Annotated in this window: 15 protein-coding genes and 2 pseudogenes; 7 read left to right on the top strand and 10 right to left on the bottom strand. The window is 61.1% G+C overall.

Annotated features, from left to right (window positions below; translation table 11 throughout):
- Positions 1 to 4: 4 nt before the first annotated feature.
- Positions 5 to 514 carry a DUF1993 domain-containing protein gene (locus tag ACP7B3_RS27935; protein ID WP_053255427.1) on the bottom strand — a complete coding sequence of 170 codons (510 nt, stop codon included), beginning with the start codon at positions 512 to 514 and terminating at the stop codon, positions 5 to 7.
- Between the two features lie 125 nt (positions 515 to 639).
- Here ACP7B3_RS27935 and ACP7B3_RS27940 point away from each other — a divergent pair, with 125 nt between their 5' ends.
- On the top strand, positions 640 to 1290 hold the full coding sequence (locus ACP7B3_RS27940; protein ID WP_426182472.1) for a YceH family protein: 651 nt from the start codon (positions 640 to 642) through the stop codon (positions 1288 to 1290).
- Between the two features lie 118 nt (positions 1291 to 1408).
- Here ACP7B3_RS27940 and ACP7B3_RS27945 read toward each other — a convergent pair whose 3' ends face one another.
- The gene (locus ACP7B3_RS27945) at positions 1409 to 2227 is read right to left on the bottom strand and encodes a shikimate 5-dehydrogenase (RefSeq protein WP_145163365.1); all 819 of its coding nucleotides are present in this window, start codon (positions 2225 to 2227) and stop codon (positions 1409 to 1411) included.
- A 156-nt stretch (positions 2228 to 2383) separates the two neighbouring features.
- Between ACP7B3_RS27945 and ACP7B3_RS27950 the strand changes: the two genes are divergently transcribed.
- The 3 genes from ACP7B3_RS27950 (at position 2384) to ACP7B3_RS27960 (ending at position 3440) form a co-directional block, all read left to right on the top strand.
- Positions 2384 to 2737, top strand: a complete 354-nt coding sequence (locus ACP7B3_RS27950) for a hypothetical protein (protein WP_053255424.1) — start codon at positions 2384 to 2386, stop codon at positions 2735 to 2737.
- Positions 2738 to 2971: 234 nt separating this feature from the next.
- Complete coding sequence (locus ACP7B3_RS27955) at positions 2972 to 3166, top strand: hypothetical protein (RefSeq protein WP_145163363.1); 195 nt, start codon at positions 2972 to 2974, stop codon at positions 3164 to 3166.
- 91 nt (positions 3167 to 3257) lie between these two features.
- The gene (locus ACP7B3_RS27960) at positions 3258 to 3440 is read left to right on the top strand and encodes a hypothetical protein (protein ID WP_106580093.1); all 183 of its coding nucleotides are present in this window, start codon (positions 3258 to 3260) and stop codon (positions 3438 to 3440) included.
- Positions 3441 to 3459: 19 nt separating this feature from the next.
- Here the strand turns inward: ACP7B3_RS27960 and ACP7B3_RS27965 are convergent, their stop codons facing one another.
- Positions 3460 to 4527: an AI-2E family transporter gene (locus ACP7B3_RS27965; protein WP_145163361.1), complete on the bottom strand. Its 1068-nt coding sequence runs from the start codon at positions 4525 to 4527 to the stop codon at positions 3460 to 3462.
- A 351-nt stretch (positions 4528 to 4878) separates the two neighbouring features.
- On the opposite strand from ACP7B3_RS27965, the gene yegQ reads away from it, so the two are divergent.
- Complete coding sequence (gene yegQ / locus ACP7B3_RS27970) at positions 4879 to 6192, top strand: tRNA 5-hydroxyuridine modification protein YegQ (protein ID WP_426182478.1); 1314 nt, start codon at positions 4879 to 4881, stop codon at positions 6190 to 6192.
- Between the two features lie 173 nt (positions 6193 to 6365).
- On the opposite strand, the gene ACP7B3_RS27975 is transcribed toward yegQ, so the two are convergent.
- From ACP7B3_RS27975 to ACP7B3_RS27985, 3 genes and pseudogenes are all read right to left on the bottom strand, one after another.
- Positions 6366 to 7187 carry a methyl-accepting chemotaxis protein gene (locus tag ACP7B3_RS27975; protein ID WP_406991760.1) on the bottom strand — a complete coding sequence of 274 codons (822 nt, stop codon included), beginning with the start codon at positions 7185 to 7187 and terminating at the stop codon, positions 6366 to 6368.
- A 36-nt stretch (positions 7188 to 7223) separates the two neighbouring features.
- A pseudogene (locus ACP7B3_RS27980) lies at positions 7224 to 8045 on the bottom strand (cache domain-containing protein); the annotation flags it as partial.
- Positions 8046 to 8147: 102 nt separating this feature from the next.
- Positions 8148 to 9467: a Na+/H+ antiporter family protein gene (locus ACP7B3_RS27985; protein WP_164487975.1), complete on the bottom strand. Its 1320-nt coding sequence runs from the start codon at positions 9465 to 9467 to the stop codon at positions 8148 to 8150.
- 1388 nt (positions 9468 to 10855) lie between these two features.
- Here ACP7B3_RS27985 and ACP7B3_RS27990 point away from each other — a divergent pair.
- Positions 10856 to 11002, top strand: a pseudogene (locus ACP7B3_RS27990) (HAMP domain-containing protein); the annotation flags it as partial.
- A gap of 102 nt (positions 11003 to 11104) precedes the next feature.
- On the top strand, positions 11105 to 11860 hold the full coding sequence (locus ACP7B3_RS27995) for a methyl-accepting chemotaxis protein (protein ID WP_370004744.1): 756 nt from the start codon (positions 11105 to 11107) through the stop codon (positions 11858 to 11860).
- A gap of 145 nt (positions 11861 to 12005) precedes the next feature.
- Here ACP7B3_RS27995 and ACP7B3_RS28000 read toward each other — a convergent pair whose 3' ends face one another.
- The 4 genes from ACP7B3_RS28000 to ACP7B3_RS28015 are packed head-to-tail and all read right to left on the bottom strand — an operon-like array spanning position 12006 to position 14606.
- The gene (locus ACP7B3_RS28000) at positions 12006 to 13325 is read right to left on the bottom strand and encodes a sensor histidine kinase (RefSeq protein WP_242200933.1); all 1320 of its coding nucleotides are present in this window, start codon (positions 13323 to 13325) and stop codon (positions 12006 to 12008) included.
- Positions 13322 to 13990, bottom strand: a complete 669-nt coding sequence (locus ACP7B3_RS28005; protein WP_106580083.1) for a response regulator transcription factor — start codon at positions 13988 to 13990, stop codon at positions 13322 to 13324. Before ACP7B3_RS28005 ends, ACP7B3_RS28000 begins: the two co-directional genes overlap by 4 nt.
- Positions 13990 to 14304, bottom strand: coding sequence for a PepSY domain-containing protein (locus ACP7B3_RS28010; protein ID WP_145163348.1), 315 nt, complete (start codon positions 14302 to 14304; stop codon positions 13990 to 13992). The genes ACP7B3_RS28005 and ACP7B3_RS28010 overlap by 1 nt, the downstream gene beginning before the upstream one ends.
- Positions 14304 to 14606, bottom strand: coding sequence for a PepSY domain-containing protein (locus ACP7B3_RS28015; protein WP_426182483.1), 303 nt, complete (start codon positions 14604 to 14606; stop codon positions 14304 to 14306). The genes ACP7B3_RS28010 and ACP7B3_RS28015 overlap by 1 nt, the downstream gene beginning before the upstream one ends.
- Positions 14607 to 14663 lie beyond the last annotated feature (57 nt).

A 14663-nucleotide genomic window follows, 5' to 3' on the forward strand; every position in this document is an offset into this window, starting at 1 on the left:
GGGCTTAGAAAGCGCCCATGTAATCACGCTTGCCCACTTCTACACCGTTGTGACGCAGCAGAGCGTAAGCGGTAGTGACGTGGAAGAAGAACTGCGGCAGGCCGTAGGTCAGCAGGTAGGACTGGCCGCTGAAGCGCTTCTCTTTCGGCGTGCCTGGGCGGGTGATGATCTCGATGCCTTCCTTGCCGTCGATTTGCTCAGGCTTGATGGTGTCGACAAATGCCAGCACCTTGGCGATCAGTGCTTGCAGGTCGGCAAAGGTCACTTCGCTGTCTTCGTACTTCGGCACTTCGATCTCGGCCAGACGCGCGGAAACGCCTTTGGCGAAGTCGACAGCGATCTGGACCTGGCGCACCAGCTGGAACATGTCCGGAAACAGGCGCGCTTGCAGCAAGGCGTTTGGCTCGATGTTCTTGGCGGTGGCGTGGGCTTCGGCCTTGTTCAGCACATCGCTCAGGGCGTTGAGCATTTGCTTGAAGACCGGGATGGAGGCGGCGTACAGGGAAATAGTCATGACAGTCTCACGGTAATGGCAGGGTTTGGAACCAGCGGCGATTATAGACATGCCAGCCGCGCGTGCCGCTTGTCTTTTATTTTTTCAGGATTAGGCTAGTGGGTTCACTGCATAGGGAAAGCGCGATGACCGCCGAGCACGACACCGAGACCCCTGAGCCGCGCCTGAACAGCACGGAAATCCGCATCCTGGGCTGCCTGATCGAAAAACAGGCGACCAACCCGGAAACCTACCCGCTGACCCTTAACGCCCTGGTGCTGGCGTGCAACCAGAAGACCAGCCGCGAACCGGTGACGAACCTCAGCCAGGGCCAGGTCGGCCAAAGCCTGCGCGCGCTGGAAGGCCAGGGTTTTACCCGCCTGGTGATGGGCAGCCGTGCCGACCGCTGGGAGCATCGCGTGGACAAGGCACTGGAACTGGTGCCGGCCCAGGTGATCCTGATCGGGCTGCTGTTTCTGCGCGGGCCGCAGACGGTCAATGAACTGCTGACCCGCAGCGGGCGCATGCATGATTTTGAAGACGCCGAGCAAGTCGTGCACCAGCTGGAGCGTTTGATCGCGCGCGGGCTGGCGGTGCTGGTGCCGCGTCAGGCCGGGCAGCGGGAAGACCGTTATACCCATGCGCTGGGGGATCCGGCGGATATCGAGGTGATTCTGGCGGCACGGGGGAATCCGGCTGAGCGGTCGACGGGGGCGGTTTCTCTGGATCGTATCGAAGAGCTTGAATCCAGAATCGCAGCGCTTGAAGAACGCCTGGCACAACTGGAACAGGCATAACTCGATCAACAATGTGGGAGCGGGCTTGCTCGCGAAGGCGGTGGTTCAGTTGGCACATTCGTCGACTGACACATCGTATTCGCGAGCAAGCCCGCTCCCACATTAGCTCCAGTGGTTTTCAGGCTCGGGCGAAGGCCACTGCGGCTTGAAACTGTTCATCCGTGGGCCGCACGCCGGTGTACAGCACAAATTGCTCCAACGCCTGGATCGCGATCACTTCGAGGCCGGTAATCACTCGCTTGCCTTTGGCCCGACCGCGCACGATCAGCGGCGTTTCGGCGGGAATCGCCACGACATCGAAGACGGTATCGGCGGCATCCACGGCTTCAGCCTCAAACGCCAGTTGATCCGCCTCTGCCCCACCGGTCATGCCGATCGGTGTCACGTTGACCAACATCTGCGGGCGCAAGTCACCCAGCTCTGCCTGCCATTCATACCCCAGGCTTTGGGCCAGGGCCCGACCGGCCGCTTCGTTACGCGCCACAATCACGCCATGGGCGTAACCACCATCGCGCAAGGCACTGGCCACGGCCTTGGCCATTCCGCCGCTGCCGCGCAGGGCAAAGGTGGATTCCTTCGGTACCGCGTGCTTTTTCAGCAGTTGTTCGACGGCGATGTAGTCGGTGTTGTAGGCCTTGAGATGGCCGTCGGTGTTGACGATGGTGTTGAGAGAGGCAATGGCTTTGACCGAGTCGTCGAGCTCATCGACCAACGCAAGGCTGGCCTCCTTGAATGGCATGGAAACGCCGCAACCGCGAACGCCCAGTGCGCGTATACCGCCGATCGCGCCGGGTAAATCCTGGCTGCTGAAGGCTTTATAGTAGAAGTTCAGACCCAGCTGTTCATACAGATGGTTATGGAAACGCAAGCCAAAATTCCCGGGACGCGCCGACAATGACATGCACAGTTGGGTGTCCTTGTTGGGGTGCATCTGCATGGAAAACTCCTTTGAGTAAGCAATTGGGTACAGACCTTACACAACCTTTACCTATCGGCTGTGCTGTTTTTCAGAAATACGTTGTCTTAAAAGTATCCCCGCGACAATCCTTGAGTCTATTGATTGCAGACCACAAGCGCAGGGGCTAACCGAGGAATGACCATGATCCGTAAAATCCCCAAAATCGCCTTGCTTATCGGCGCACTCGCTATGGCAGGCCAAGCCTCCGCCCACGGTGGTGGTTGGGGTGGCCCGGCCGTATTGGGTGCTTTAGTCGGCGCAGCCGTTGTCGGCTCGGTGGTTGCCAGCCAATCCCAGCCGGTCTATGTGCAGCAACCGGTTTACGTTCAGCCGCAACCGGTGTATGCCGCGCCTCCTCCGGTCTACTACGCTCCGCCGCCACCGGTGTATGTGCAACAGCAGGTTTATTATCGCCCGGCGCCGGTTTATTACGGCCCACCACGCGGTTACTACGGCCCTCCCCATGGCTATTACGGCCGCGGCTGGTAACGCGCAATTGACATCCCAGGATCAGGCCCCGCTTACACGCGGGGCCTTTTTTTTGCCTCAAAGGTCCGGATTTACCCTGCAAAGGTCGCTGTGAGGACAATGCTCGAGGCGTAATCGCACATCATTATGGCTAATGTCTACTTGCTCGAACCTGGCTTGCGCTGTCATGTTTGTGTCACCAAGCCCTCTCACTATTGATTCTGTCCAGCCAATAACAATTAAGGACGACTGACCATGCCCACGCAAAACCCGCACCGCACCGCCGGCCTGTGCACGTCCAGCAAGGTCTACAGCGCACTCACAGAGCTCAAGCACCTAGAAGGCCATCGCAGCGCGAAGTTCCTGGCGTTGTTGGCGGAAAACCTGGTGCACAAGGGGCTGCTCAGTGAGCAGGAAGTGGTGATCATGCTTGATCAAGTGGTGGATTGACGTCTTGTGTTGATGACGACTATCGAGCCGGTTGATTTTTCCTTCGGCCCGCAGCGCCGTAAGGTGGCCTCCATAGCAATTGGAGGTCTCTATGCCCACTGTTCAGATCATGTCCGTTATCGGCAGCGCCGTTCCCGCCCCTCTTCGCAAGCTGGGGCTGCTGGCTTGCTGGTACCTGGTGCGCGATGGCGAGCCCATCAGCGGCCCGCTCACGTCGTTATCGGCCGCCGAAAAACAGCTTCAACAAGCGTCGAGCTTCAGGCTGCACGCCTGAAGCTCGCCGTCTGTAACCGCTAAGGCAGCGGCAGCTTGACCCGCGGTTTGCTTTCGACAAACAGCGCCCAGCTCGACATAAACAACGCCGCCACCAGCGGCCCGATCACAAACCCGTTCAGGCCAAACACCGACAGCCCGCCCAGGGTCGAGATCAGGATCAGGTAATCCGGCATCTTGGTGTCCTTGCCCACCAGGATCGGGCGCAGCACATTGTCCACCAAGCCGATCACGAAGACGCCGAACACCGCCAACACCACGCCCTGCCAGATCGAACCGCTCAACAGGAAGTAGATGGCCACCGGGCCCCACACAATCCCCGCGCCCACGGCTGGCAGCAGCGACAGAAACGCCATCAACACCGCCCAGAGCAACGCACTGGGAATATCCAGAAACCAGAAAATCAAACCGCCCAGCGCGCCTTGGGTCACGGCCACCAGCACGTTGCCTTTGACCGTAGCCCGCACCACGCGATTGAACTTGAGCTGCAAACGGCGCTTTTGCGGCTCGGCCAGCGGCACCGCCGTGCGCACTTTGCGCACCAGCTCCGGACCGTCGCGCAGCAGAAAAAACAGCAGATACAGCATGATGAAAAAGCTCACCAGGAAATCAAACGTGCCCTGGCCAAAGCTGAACGCCTGGGTCGCAAAGAACTGGCTGCCCTGCATCGCACTCTTGACGATCTTTTCGCGCAGGCCTTCCAGGTTGCCCATGCCAAAACGGTCCAGCAGGTGCTGGAAGTATGGCGGCAGGACGTTCTTGAATTGCTCGATGTACCCGGCCACGTCCAACTTGCCGCTTTCGATATTTTTGTACAGGGTCGCGCCCTCTTGCACCAGCAGCACGCTGGTAATGATCACCGGCAAAATCGCAATGATCAGGCACACCGTCAGCGTCGCCAGGGACGTCAGGTTGCGGTTCCAGCTGAACCGCTGTTGCAGGCGCCGCTGCATCGGGGCAAAGATAATGCCGAGGATCACCGCCCAGAACACCGCACCGTAGAACGGCAGCAATATCCAGATAAAAGCGATGGTCACCAGGGCCAGCAGCAACAGCAGGGTTTTGAATTGCAGGTTGGTTTGATTCATGTCCGGTCCATGTCAGAAAAGCCAAGGCCCCGTGCAGGCCCTGTTGCTTAGTCCGCTGCGAATGCTGGGAGTGCCATCGTTTATCGCACAAGCATAGACCGCATCACTCATTGCCCGGGAGCCTGCGCCTTTGCTTCACTCAACAGCGTCTGAATCATCTGCTCCTGAGCGTCCTCGCGGCCTTCGCCGAAGTGGCTGTGGGGATGCACCATTGGAATCCCCCGACGTATCGCGCCTATGTCGAAACCCACCTGCCGATACACCACGATACAAAATCAACAAAGGACGATCTGGATCAATAAATCCCAGATCAAGCTCCACTACCCTCGCGACCTTTTGCGGCGCGAACCCATGCCATCTGTCATCGCCCCCGAACTGCTCGCCCCCGCCGGCACCCTGAAAAACATGCGCTACGCCTTCGCTTACGGCGCCGATGCGGTCTACGCCGGCCAGCCGCGTTACAGCCTGCGTGTGCGCAACAATGAATTCGACCACGCCAACCTGGCGCTCGGCATCCAGGAGGCCCACACGCAGGGCAAACGCTTCTACGTAGTGGTGAACATCGCGCCGCACAACGCCAAGCTGAAAACCTTCCTCAAGGACCTGGCCCCCGTGATCGGCATGGGCCCGGATGCGCTGATCATGTCCGACCCTGGGCTGATCATGCTGGTACGCCGCCATTTTCCGCAGATGCCCATTCATCTGTCGGTGCAGACCAACACGGTGAACTGGGCCAGCGTCGAGTTCTGGCAGCAACAAGGCATCAGCCGGGTGATTCTGTCGCGCGAGCTGTCACTGGAAGAGATCGACGAAATCCGCCAACACGTGCCGACCATGGAGCTGGAAGTGTTCGTGCACGGCGCCCTGTGCATGGCCTATTCCGGACGCTGCCTGCTGTCGGGCTACCTGAACAAGCGCGACGCTAACCAAGGCACCTGCACCAACGCGTGTCGCTGGAAGTATCAGGCCACGCCAGCGGTGGAAAACGCTACGGGCGACATCGTCCAAACGTGTCAGCCAACCCTGGGCATCGGCGCGCCCACCGATCAAGTGTTCCTGCTGCAGGAAGCCAATCGCCCGGATGAGCAAATGCCCGCGTTCGAGGATGAACACGGCACGTACATCATGAACGCCAAGGACCTGCGCGCGGTGCAGCACGTGGAGCGCCTGACCCACATGGGCGTGCATTCGCTGAAGATTGAAGGCCGTACCAAATCGCACTTCTACTGTGCACGCACCACCCAGGTGTATCGCCAGGCCATCGACGATGCGGTGGCCGGTCGCGCCTTTGACCGGCGGCTGATGACCAATTTGGAATCACTCGCCCAGCGCGGCTACACCGAAGGTTTCCTGCGCCGCCACGTGCATGATGAGTACCAGAATTACCAGCACGGCAGCTCGGTGTCGGAACGGCAGCAGTTTGTCGGGGAGTTGACTGGCGAGCGCCGTGGCGAGCTGGCCGAGGTCAAGGTGAAGAACCGCTTTGCCGTGGGCAATCATCTGGAATTGATGACGCCCGCCGGGAATTTTCACTTCGACCTGGCCGTGCTGCACAACGCCAAGGGTGAAGCCATTGAGGTCGCGCCGGGCGACGGGCACACCGTGTACGTGCCGCTCCCGGCCGCAATGGACCTGCGTTTCGGCCTGCTGATGCGCGACCTCTAACGCGTCGCCACGCAGAATACGCATCTAGCGGCCTTTGATGAACATCGGATAACCATCGCCCAACGCTTGGCTGACGTCCCGGCACACGCCATCGATCACCGTGGCGGCGGCCCCGCGTGTGAGAGGTATATTCGTATGTACGTCAGTTAAACATCGGTTAAACCCATGAAAGATCAGATCCTGAACTGACCGACCAACTGCCCCAGGCGCTGGCCCAAATCCGCCAGGCTGCGAGAGGTCTGGGCGCCCAGTTGGGTTTCATCAGCCACACTGTCGACCGCCACGGCGATCTGATGGACGCTGCGGTTGATCTCTTCGGCCACGGCAGTTTGCTCTTCGGCGGCGCTGGCAATCTGCGCGTTCATCGAGTTGATGGTGCCGATCAGCTGCGCCATGGTGTCCAGTGAGGCGCCGGCCTGGTTGGCCTGGGCCGAGGTGCCGTCGCCGGCATCGCTGGAACGGCGCATCGCGTCCACGGCGGCTTCGGTACCTTTTTGCAGGCGGTCGATCATGCCCTGGATTTCCTGGGTGCTGGTTTGAGTACGGCTGGCCAACGCTCGCACTTCATCGGCAACCACTGCAAAACCACGCCCGGCCTCGCCTGCCCGCGCGGCTTCGATGGCGGCGTTGAGTGCCAGCAGGTTGGTCTGTTCGGCGATCGAACGGATCACGCCCAGCACGCTGACAATCGACGACACGTCCTGTTGCAAGCTGTCGAGCGACACGCCACTGCTGCGGATGTCATTCACCAGCGCATGAATCTGCGCGATGCTGCCGTCCACCACGCGCTTGGCGGCCTGGCCCTCGGCGTCGGTCTGTTGCGCGGCGACGGCAGCGCCCTGAGCGCTGCGCGCAACTTCATGGGCGGCGGAGGACATCTGATTAATGGCGGTGGCCACTTGGTCCGTTTCGTGACGCTGGCGCTCCATCGCGGTTTCCGAGCGCTGGGCTTGCTCGGACACCTGCCCGACCAACCCGGTGAGTTGCGAGGTCATCTCGGTGATCTGGCGCACCAGGCCGTGGATCTTGTCGACAAAGCGGTTGAACGCACCCGCCAGATCGCCCAGTTCATCCTGGCTGGTGATGGCCAGGCGGCGGGTCAAGTCGCCCTCGCCCGCCGCGATATCGTCGAGGTTGGCTTTCATCAAGTTCAACGGACGCAGGATGGTATTGGCGGTCACCATGCCCACGGCGGCAATCACCAGCAACACCACCACGGCCACACCGAGGATGCTCAGCAGCACGCCTTCCATGCGTTTCTCGACCTTGGCCTCAACCACGGCCACCTGGGCTTCGATACCGTCGAGGTTGACCGAGGTGCCAATCACCATGTCCCACTTGGGCAGGTATTCGGTGTAGCCAAGCTTGGGCACCAACTCGGTCTGCCCCGGCTGGGTCGAGCTGTATTGCAGGTAGTGGGTGCCGTCCTTGCCGACCTTGACCAGGTCGCGGTTGACGTAGACGCCGTTGGGGTCGCGGTTGTCCTTGAAGCTCTTGCCCACGCCGTCAGGGCTGTTGCCCTTGAACAGGCGGATGGTCTCGGAGTCGTAGCCGAAGAAGTAGCCGTCCTTGCCGTAGCGGGTGTTGGACAGCAACTTGACCACCTCGGCCCGCGCGGCGGTGTCGCCAGGGGCGGCGGCGTCGTAGAGCGGTTTGATGGTGGTCATGGCCACCTCGACATAACTTTGCAGGGTGGCCTTGGCGTCGTTGAGCAGGCGCTGGCGGGTTTCATCCACCTCGTTGCGTGCCTGGCCCTGGAGGATCCACACGGTGGTCAGGCTGATGACCACGGCAAACAGCAACACCGGCACTACGGCGAGGGACAGGACTTTGGCCTTCAGACTCAGACGCATGGCTTTTCTCTCTTATTAGTGGCGACTTGGAGAGGCTATCGGCCAATTGCAACGGATCTGTAGGCCACTGGAAACCCGTGGCGCGGGAGGTGTTTCAAATCATCAAAGGGTCATCGCAGCGAGCCAGCCGAATGCCAGCAACGGGATGTTGTAGTGCAGGAACGTCGGCACCACGGTGTCCCAGATATGGTGGTGCTGGCCGTCGATGTTCAGGCCGGAAGTCGGGCCGAGGGTCGAGTCCGAAGCCGGTGAGCCCGCATCGCCCAGTGCGCCTGCGGTGCCGACGATGCACACAATCGCCAACGGGCTGAAGCCCAGTTGCACACACAAAGGTACAAAAATCGCGGCGAGGATCGGCACCGTGGAAAACGACGAGCCGATGCCCATGGTCACCAGCAGCCCCACCAGCAACATCAGCAACGCGCCCACCCCACGGCTATGGCCGATGAAGGCCGCCGAGGTTTCTACCAGCGAACGCACGTCACCCGTGGCTTTGAGCACTTCGGCAAACCCCGAGGAGGCGATCATGATGAAGCCGATCATGGCCATCATCTTCATGCCTTCGGTGAACAGGTCGTCGGTTTCGCGCCAGCGCACGATGCCCGACACCGAAAAAATCAGGAACCCGGCCAGGGCGCCAATGATCATCGAGTCCAGCCACAGCTGAATGATGAACGCCGAGGCAATCGCCAGCCCGGCCACCAGCAGGGTTAGCGGGTTGTACTGCACGGCCACTTGCTCGACGCGCTCGATTTTTTCCAGGTCGTACACGCGCTTTTTGCGATAGCTGACAAACACTGCCACCAGCAGGCCAACCACCATGCCCAGCGCCGGCAAGCCCATGGCGTGGGTGACGTTGACCTGGCTGATGTCGACGCCGCTCTTGGCCACGTTGGCCAGCAGGATCTGGTTGAGGAAGATGTTGCCGAAACCCACCGGCAGGAACATATACGGCGTGATCAGGCCGAAGGTCATCACACAGGCGATCAGGCGGCGGTCCAATTGCAGCTTGGTCAGCACGTACAACAACGGCGGCACCAGCAGCGGAATAAACGCGATGTGGATCGGCAGGATGTTCTGCGAGGCAATCGCCACGACCCACAACAGACCGATCAGCAACCATTTGACGTGGCTGCCGCCGGTGGCTTCCTGACGATCGACCAGCATCAGCGCCTTGTCTGCCAGGGCATGGGCCAGGCCGGACTTGGCAATCGCCACCGCGAAAGCGCCGAGCAAGGCGTAAGACAACGCCACGGTCGCCCCGCCGCCCAAGCCGCCGTTGAAGGCCTTGAGCGTGGCTTCGATGCCCAGGCCACCGGTCAAGCCACCCACCAGGGCGCCGACGATGATGGCTATGACCACATGCACGCGGGACAAGCTGAGCACCAGCATGGTGCCGACCGCGGCGATGACTGCGTTAATCATGATTACCTCAAGACAGAAACATAAAAAACAGGCATGCCCGCGCCCGGGCGGCCATGGGGTTGGCTGCCAGCGTGCAGGCTTGAAGAGGTCTTATTAGAGGGCGCGCACTTTGCAGCAGGCGGGCGCGCATGTCAAAAAACGGCGTCGTTTTCAGCGCTCAATTGAACGTTTAAATAATAAAGAAGCATCAAAAGCGGCCGATACAGAGGCTCTCTGTGTTTTCAGGTTAAGGATGCTCCTCGATGTTCCTCAGACAGCTGTCCATTCAATGGAAAATCACCCTGCTCGCCGGCCTTTGCCTGCTGGGGATCGTGACCCTGCTGGTGGGTCTGTCGCTGTATCGCATGGAGCACAGCTCGCAGCAGGTCAAAGCCTCGAGCATGCAGATGCTCGACGAGTCCGCCCAGGCGCGCATCGAGGCCCAGGGTGAAGTGCAGGCGCTGGGCATTCGCCAGCAATTCATGGACGCCTACCAGTACGGCCATGGTTTTGCCCGTCAGGTACTGTTTTTGCGCGAACAGGCAGAGAAACGCTTCCTCGACGCCTTCGACACCCGCGAAGACCTGACCCGCCAGGTCAAGGCCGCGCTGCAGGCCAACCCGGACCTGCTCGGGTTGTCGCTGGTGTTTGAAGCCAATTCGCTGGACGGCAAGGATGAGCTGTTCGCCAATCAGGCGGAGCTGGGCAGCAACGACAAAGGCCGTTTTGCCCTGTACTGGTCGCAACCGACGCCAGGCAAATTGACCTCCATGTCACTGCCCGAAAGCGACATGTCCGACACCAGCGTCGGCCCCAGCGGCGAGAAAGCCAACGCCTGGTTCACCTGCCCGCGCACCACCCTGAAACCTTGCGTGATCGAGCCGTACTTTTATGTGATCGACGGGCAAAACGTGCTGATGACCAGCATCGTGTTTCCGCTGATGGTCAACGGCAAAGTCATCGCCTCGCTGTCGGTGGACATCAACCTCAACAGCCTGCAGGCCGTGAGCCAGCAGGCCAGCCAGAAGCTGTATGACGGCCAGACGCAAGTCAGCATCCTCAGCCCCACCGGTTTGCTCGCCGGCTACAGCCCGGATGCGAGCAAACTCAGCCAGCGCCTGGATAAAGTCGACACGGCCAGCGGCGCGCAATTGATCAACGCGCTGGCGGCCAGCACGCAAATCCGCAGCGTGCGCAACAACCATCAACTCAAGGTATTGGCGCCGTTCGCACCGATTCCCGGCGGCAAGCCATGGGGTGTGTTGCTGGATGTGCCGGAAAAAGTCCTGGTGGGCCCCGCCGAAGCGCTCAAGGCGCAACTGGATGCCGACAACACCCGCGGCACCCTGCTGGAACTGAGCCTGGGCCTGCTCGCCGCCGTGGTCGGCTTGATTCTGGTGTGGCTGATGGCGCGCAGCGTGACCCGGCCGATCCTTGGCGTGGCGCGCATGCTGGAAGACATCGCCAGCGGCGAAGGCGACCTGACCCGTCGCCTGGCCTACGACAAGCAGGATGAACTGGGCCAACTGGCCGGCTGGTTCAACCGCTTCCTCGACAAACTGCAACCGATCATTGCCCAGGTCAAACGCTCAGTGCAGGACGCCCGCGGCACGGCCGACCAGTCCGCCGCAATTGCCACTGAGACCAGCGCCGGCATGGAACAGCAATACCGCCAGGTGGACCAGGTGGCCACCGCCTCCCACGAAATGAGCGCCACCGCCCAGGACGTTGCCCGCAGCGCCGCCCAAGCCGCACAAGCCGCGCGCGACGCCGACCAGGCCACCCGCGAAGGCTTGACCGTGATCGACCGCACGACCACCAACATCGGGCACCTGGCGGCGGACATGAGCACCGCCATGGCTCAGGTCGAAGGCTTGGCGGCCAATAGCGAGAAAATTGGTTCGGTGCTGGAAGTGATTCGAGGCATTGCCGAGCAAACCAACCTGCTGGCACTCAACGCCGCCATCGAAGCCGCGCGCGCGGGTGAGGCCGGCCGTGGATTTGCCGTGGTCGCCGACGAAGTACGCAACCTGGCACGGCGCACCCAGGAATCGGTGGAAGAAACCCGTGTGGTGATCGAACTGCTGCAAAACGGCACCACCGATGTGGTCGGCTCCATGGGCAACAGCTATCGCCAGGCCCAGGGCAGTGTCGAGCAGGTCGGCCAGGCGGTCACCGCGCTGCGCCAGATTGGCGAGGCAGTCACGGTGATCAGCGACATGAACCTGCAAATCGCCAGCGCCGCCGAAGAGCAAAGCGCGGTGGCCGAGGAGATCAACAGCAACGTGGCGACGATCCGGGATGTGACCGAGTCGCTGTCGGAGCAGGCAAATGAATCGGCGCGAGTGAGCCAAGCGCTGAACAGCCTGGCGAATCAGCAGCAGGGGTTGATGGATCAATTTCGGGTGTAACTGACCTGCACAAACCCTGACCCTTGTGGAGATCCAAATGTGGGAGCGGGCTTGCTCGCGAATGCAGTGTGTCAGTTGCCGAATTTGTCGGCTGACACTCCGCTTTCGCGAGCAAGCCCGCTCCCACATGTTGCAAATGGGTGTATCAGGCCTGGCGTTTGGGCAATTCGATCAGCACCCTTAAGCCACCCAACTCACTCTCCTGCAACTGCAACACCCCGCCCCACACCTCGACGATATCCCGCACGATCCCCAGCCCCAGGCCATGGCCGTCGATCTGCTCATCCAGGCGCGTGCCCCGGCTGAACACTTGGTCGCGCTGACTCTGCGGAATGCCCGGCCCGTCATCTTCAACGGCCAGCAAATAGCTGTGCGGCGTTTCGCTGATGCTCAAGCGTATTTCCGCATCCGCCCATTTGCAGGCGTTGTCCAGCAGGTTGCCGAGCAGTTCCAGCAGGTCTTCGCGGTCCCAGGGCAATTGCAGGCCGGGCGTGACGTGGTAACTCAAGTCCAGGTGTTCACCGTGGATCATGTTCAATGTGGCGAGCAGGCCCGGCAGCTCCTTTTCGCAGTCGAACAAGGCACCCGGCAAGGTTTCACCGGCAAGGCGTGCGCGGTTGAGTTCGCGATTCAGGCGTTGCTGCACTTGCTCCAGTTGTTCGCGCAAGAGCTTGCCCAGTTCGGGATGGGCCTTGAGCTGTTCACTGGAAGCCACGCTTAAAAGCACGGCCAACGGTGTTTTCAGCGCATGCCCCAAGTTGCCCAACGCGTTGCGCGAGCGCTTGAGGCTGTCTTCGGTGTGAGCCAGCAGGTGGTTGATCTGCGCCACCAGTGGTTCCAGTTCCAGCGGCACTTGAGTGTCGAGCTGTGAGCGCTGGCCTTGTTGCAGTTGAGCGATCTGTTCGCGGGCGGTTTCCAGCGGGCGCAAGGCGCGGCGAACCGTGACCCGTTGCAGGACCAGCACCAGCAGCAATGCCGCAAGGCCCATCACCAGGCCGATCTGACGCATCAGACGGAAACTTTCCCGCACCGGCGTGTAGTCCTGGGCCACGCTGATGGAAATCGACTGGCCAAAACGTTTGTAGTCCGCGCGCAACACCAGCAGTTGCTGGCCTTCCGGGCCCAGCTGCAGGTTGCCCTTGAGCCCGGCTTCCGGCAGCCGGGGCAACTCCTGGTCCCACAACGAACGGGAACGCCAGTGAATGTCGGCAAAATCGATACGGAAATAATGCCCGGAAAACGGCCGCTGATAGGCCGGCGACAAACGTTGTTCATCCAGTTGCACACCGTTCGGCCCGCGCACCAGCGCCACCAGCAGGTTTTCGCTGTCGTTGCGCAAGCCCGCTTCCAGGTAGCGCTGCAAGCCGGCCTCGAACAACCACAGGCTGGTTTGCGCCAATACCACGCCGACAACCACCATCACGCTGATCAGCCCCAGGCTCAGGCGCCGCTGAATCGACCTCATGCAGGGCTGGCGCCAAAGCGGTAACCCTGGCCGCGCCGGGTCTCAATCACGCTACGGCCCAGCTTGCGACGCAGGTGGTTGACGTGAACTTCCAGCACGTTGGAGTCGCGCTCGGTCTCGCCGTCATAAAGATGCTCGGCCAAGTGGCTTTTCGACAGGATCTGTTCCGGGTGCAGCATGAAGTAGCGCAGCAGGCGGAATTCGGCGGCGGTCAGCTGGATTTCTTCGCCGTCGCGCAGTACACACTGGCGGCCTTCATCCAGGTGCAACCCGGCGGCTTGCAAGGTGGGCTGGTTGGCGTGGCCATGGGAGCGGCGCAACAACGCCTGGACACGCAAGTGCAGTTCTTCGGGGTGAAAGGGTTTGCTCAGGTAATCGTCGGCACCGGCCTTGAGCCCCTCGATGCGTTCAGCCCAGGAGTCGCGCGCGGTGAGAACCAGCACTGGCGTGGCCAGGGCGGCTGCACGCCATTGCGCCAACACGTCCAACCCCGGCAGGCCGGGCAAGCCCAGGTCGAGAATGATCAGGTCATAGGGTTCGCTGCGGCCCTGATAGGCAGCATCGCGACCATCGGCCAGCCAGTCGACGGCATAGCCCTGGCGCTGCAGGCCGGCCAGCAGTTCATCGGCCAAGGGAACGTTGTCTTCCACCAGAAGCAGGCGCATCAGTCGTCTTCCTTATCTTTGAGCAGCACGCCGGTGGTGGCATCCAGCTTGATCTCGCGCACCACGCCTTCGGTGGTCACCAGCTCCACCTCATAAGCATATTGGCCGTGTTTTTTTTCAAGCTCGGCTTCCAGCAACCGGGAGCCGGGGTAGCGCGACATGGCCTGTTGCAACAGTTGCTCCAGCGGCAGGATCACGCCCTGCTGGCGCAGTGCCAAGGCTTCATCCTGGTTGAGGTCGCGGGCCGCCAGGCTGGAACAAAAAGCCAGGAGCACCAGCACCATCAAACCGCTGGCGCGTCGATATACCTTCATTACGTTTCCTGATGATTCTTGAGCACGTGCCCGCTGAGCGCGTCCAATTCGACTTCCCACTCGATGCCGTCGGCATCTTCCAGTTCGACTTGGTACAAGTACTTGCCGTAGGCCTCGTCCAGGTCGGTGTCCAGCAGGGTCGAACCCGGGTGCAGTGCCAGGGCCGTGGCTTCCAGCTGATCAAAGGCGACAATTGTAACAGTGCCAGGCACTGTCAGTGGCTTGTCAGGGTCCACTGCCCAGGCCTGCGCCGAGGTGCAGGCGATGATACCGGCGGCGACCAGCGCTGTGAGGCGCTTCATGGCAAATCTCCGTTTCAGGATGTTTTTCCTACGCAGGCCAACGTACCCGCTGCAACT

This window comes from Pseudomonas sp. TWRC1-2, assembly GCF_049896685.1.
Classification (GTDB): Bacteria; Pseudomonadota; Gammaproteobacteria; order Pseudomonadales; family Pseudomonadaceae; genus Aquipseudomonas.

What these genes read in the sequence shown, in the direction of transcription:
- ACP7B3_RS28015 (WP_426182483.1), bottom strand. Translation starts at nt 14,606, where the DNA reads ATGAAGCGCCTCACAGCGCTGGTCGCCGCCGGTATCATCGCCTGCACC.
- ACP7B3_RS27955 (WP_145163363.1), top strand. Translation starts at nt 2,972, where the DNA reads ATGCCCACGCAAAACCCGCACCGCACCGCCGGCCTGTGCACGTCCAGC.
- ACP7B3_RS28000 (WP_242200933.1), bottom strand. Translation starts at nt 13,325, where the DNA reads ATGAGGTCGATTCAGCGGCGCCTGAGCCTGGGGCTGATCAGCGTGATG.
- ACP7B3_RS27935 (WP_053255427.1), bottom strand. Translation starts at nt 514, where the DNA reads ATGACTATTTCCCTGTACGCCGCCTCCATCCCGGTCTTCAAGCAAATG.
- ACP7B3_RS27940 (WP_426182472.1), top strand. Translation starts at nt 640, where the DNA reads ATGACCGCCGAGCACGACACCGAGACCCCTGAGCCGCGCCTGAACAGC.
- ACP7B3_RS27945 (WP_145163365.1), bottom strand. Translation starts at nt 2,227, where the DNA reads ATGCAGATGCACCCCAACAAGGACACCCAACTGTGCATGTCATTGTCG.
- ACP7B3_RS27965 (WP_145163361.1), bottom strand. Translation starts at nt 4,527, where the DNA reads ATGAATCAAACCAACCTGCAATTCAAAACCCTGCTGTTGCTGCTGGCC.
- ACP7B3_RS27950 (WP_053255424.1), top strand. Translation starts at nt 2,384, where the DNA reads ATGACCATGATCCGTAAAATCCCCAAAATCGCCTTGCTTATCGGCGCA.
- ACP7B3_RS27975 (WP_406991760.1), bottom strand. Translation starts at nt 7,187, where the DNA reads ATGACCTCGCAACTCACCGGGTTGGTCGGGCAGGTGTCCGAGCAAGCC.
- ACP7B3_RS28010 (WP_145163348.1), bottom strand. Translation starts at nt 14,304, where the DNA reads ATGAAGGTATATCGACGCGCCAGCGGTTTGATGGTGCTGGTGCTCCTG.
- ACP7B3_RS27960 (WP_106580093.1), top strand. Translation starts at nt 3,258, where the DNA reads ATGCCCACTGTTCAGATCATGTCCGTTATCGGCAGCGCCGTTCCCGCC.
- yegQ (WP_426182478.1), top strand. Translation starts at nt 4,879, where the DNA reads ATGCCATCTGTCATCGCCCCCGAACTGCTCGCCCCCGCCGGCACCCTG.
- ACP7B3_RS28005 (WP_106580083.1), bottom strand. Translation starts at nt 13,990, where the DNA reads ATGCGCCTGCTTCTGGTGGAAGACAACGTTCCCTTGGCCGATGAACTG.
- ACP7B3_RS27995 (WP_370004744.1), top strand. Translation starts at nt 11,105, where the DNA reads ATGGAACAGCAATACCGCCAGGTGGACCAGGTGGCCACCGCCTCCCAC.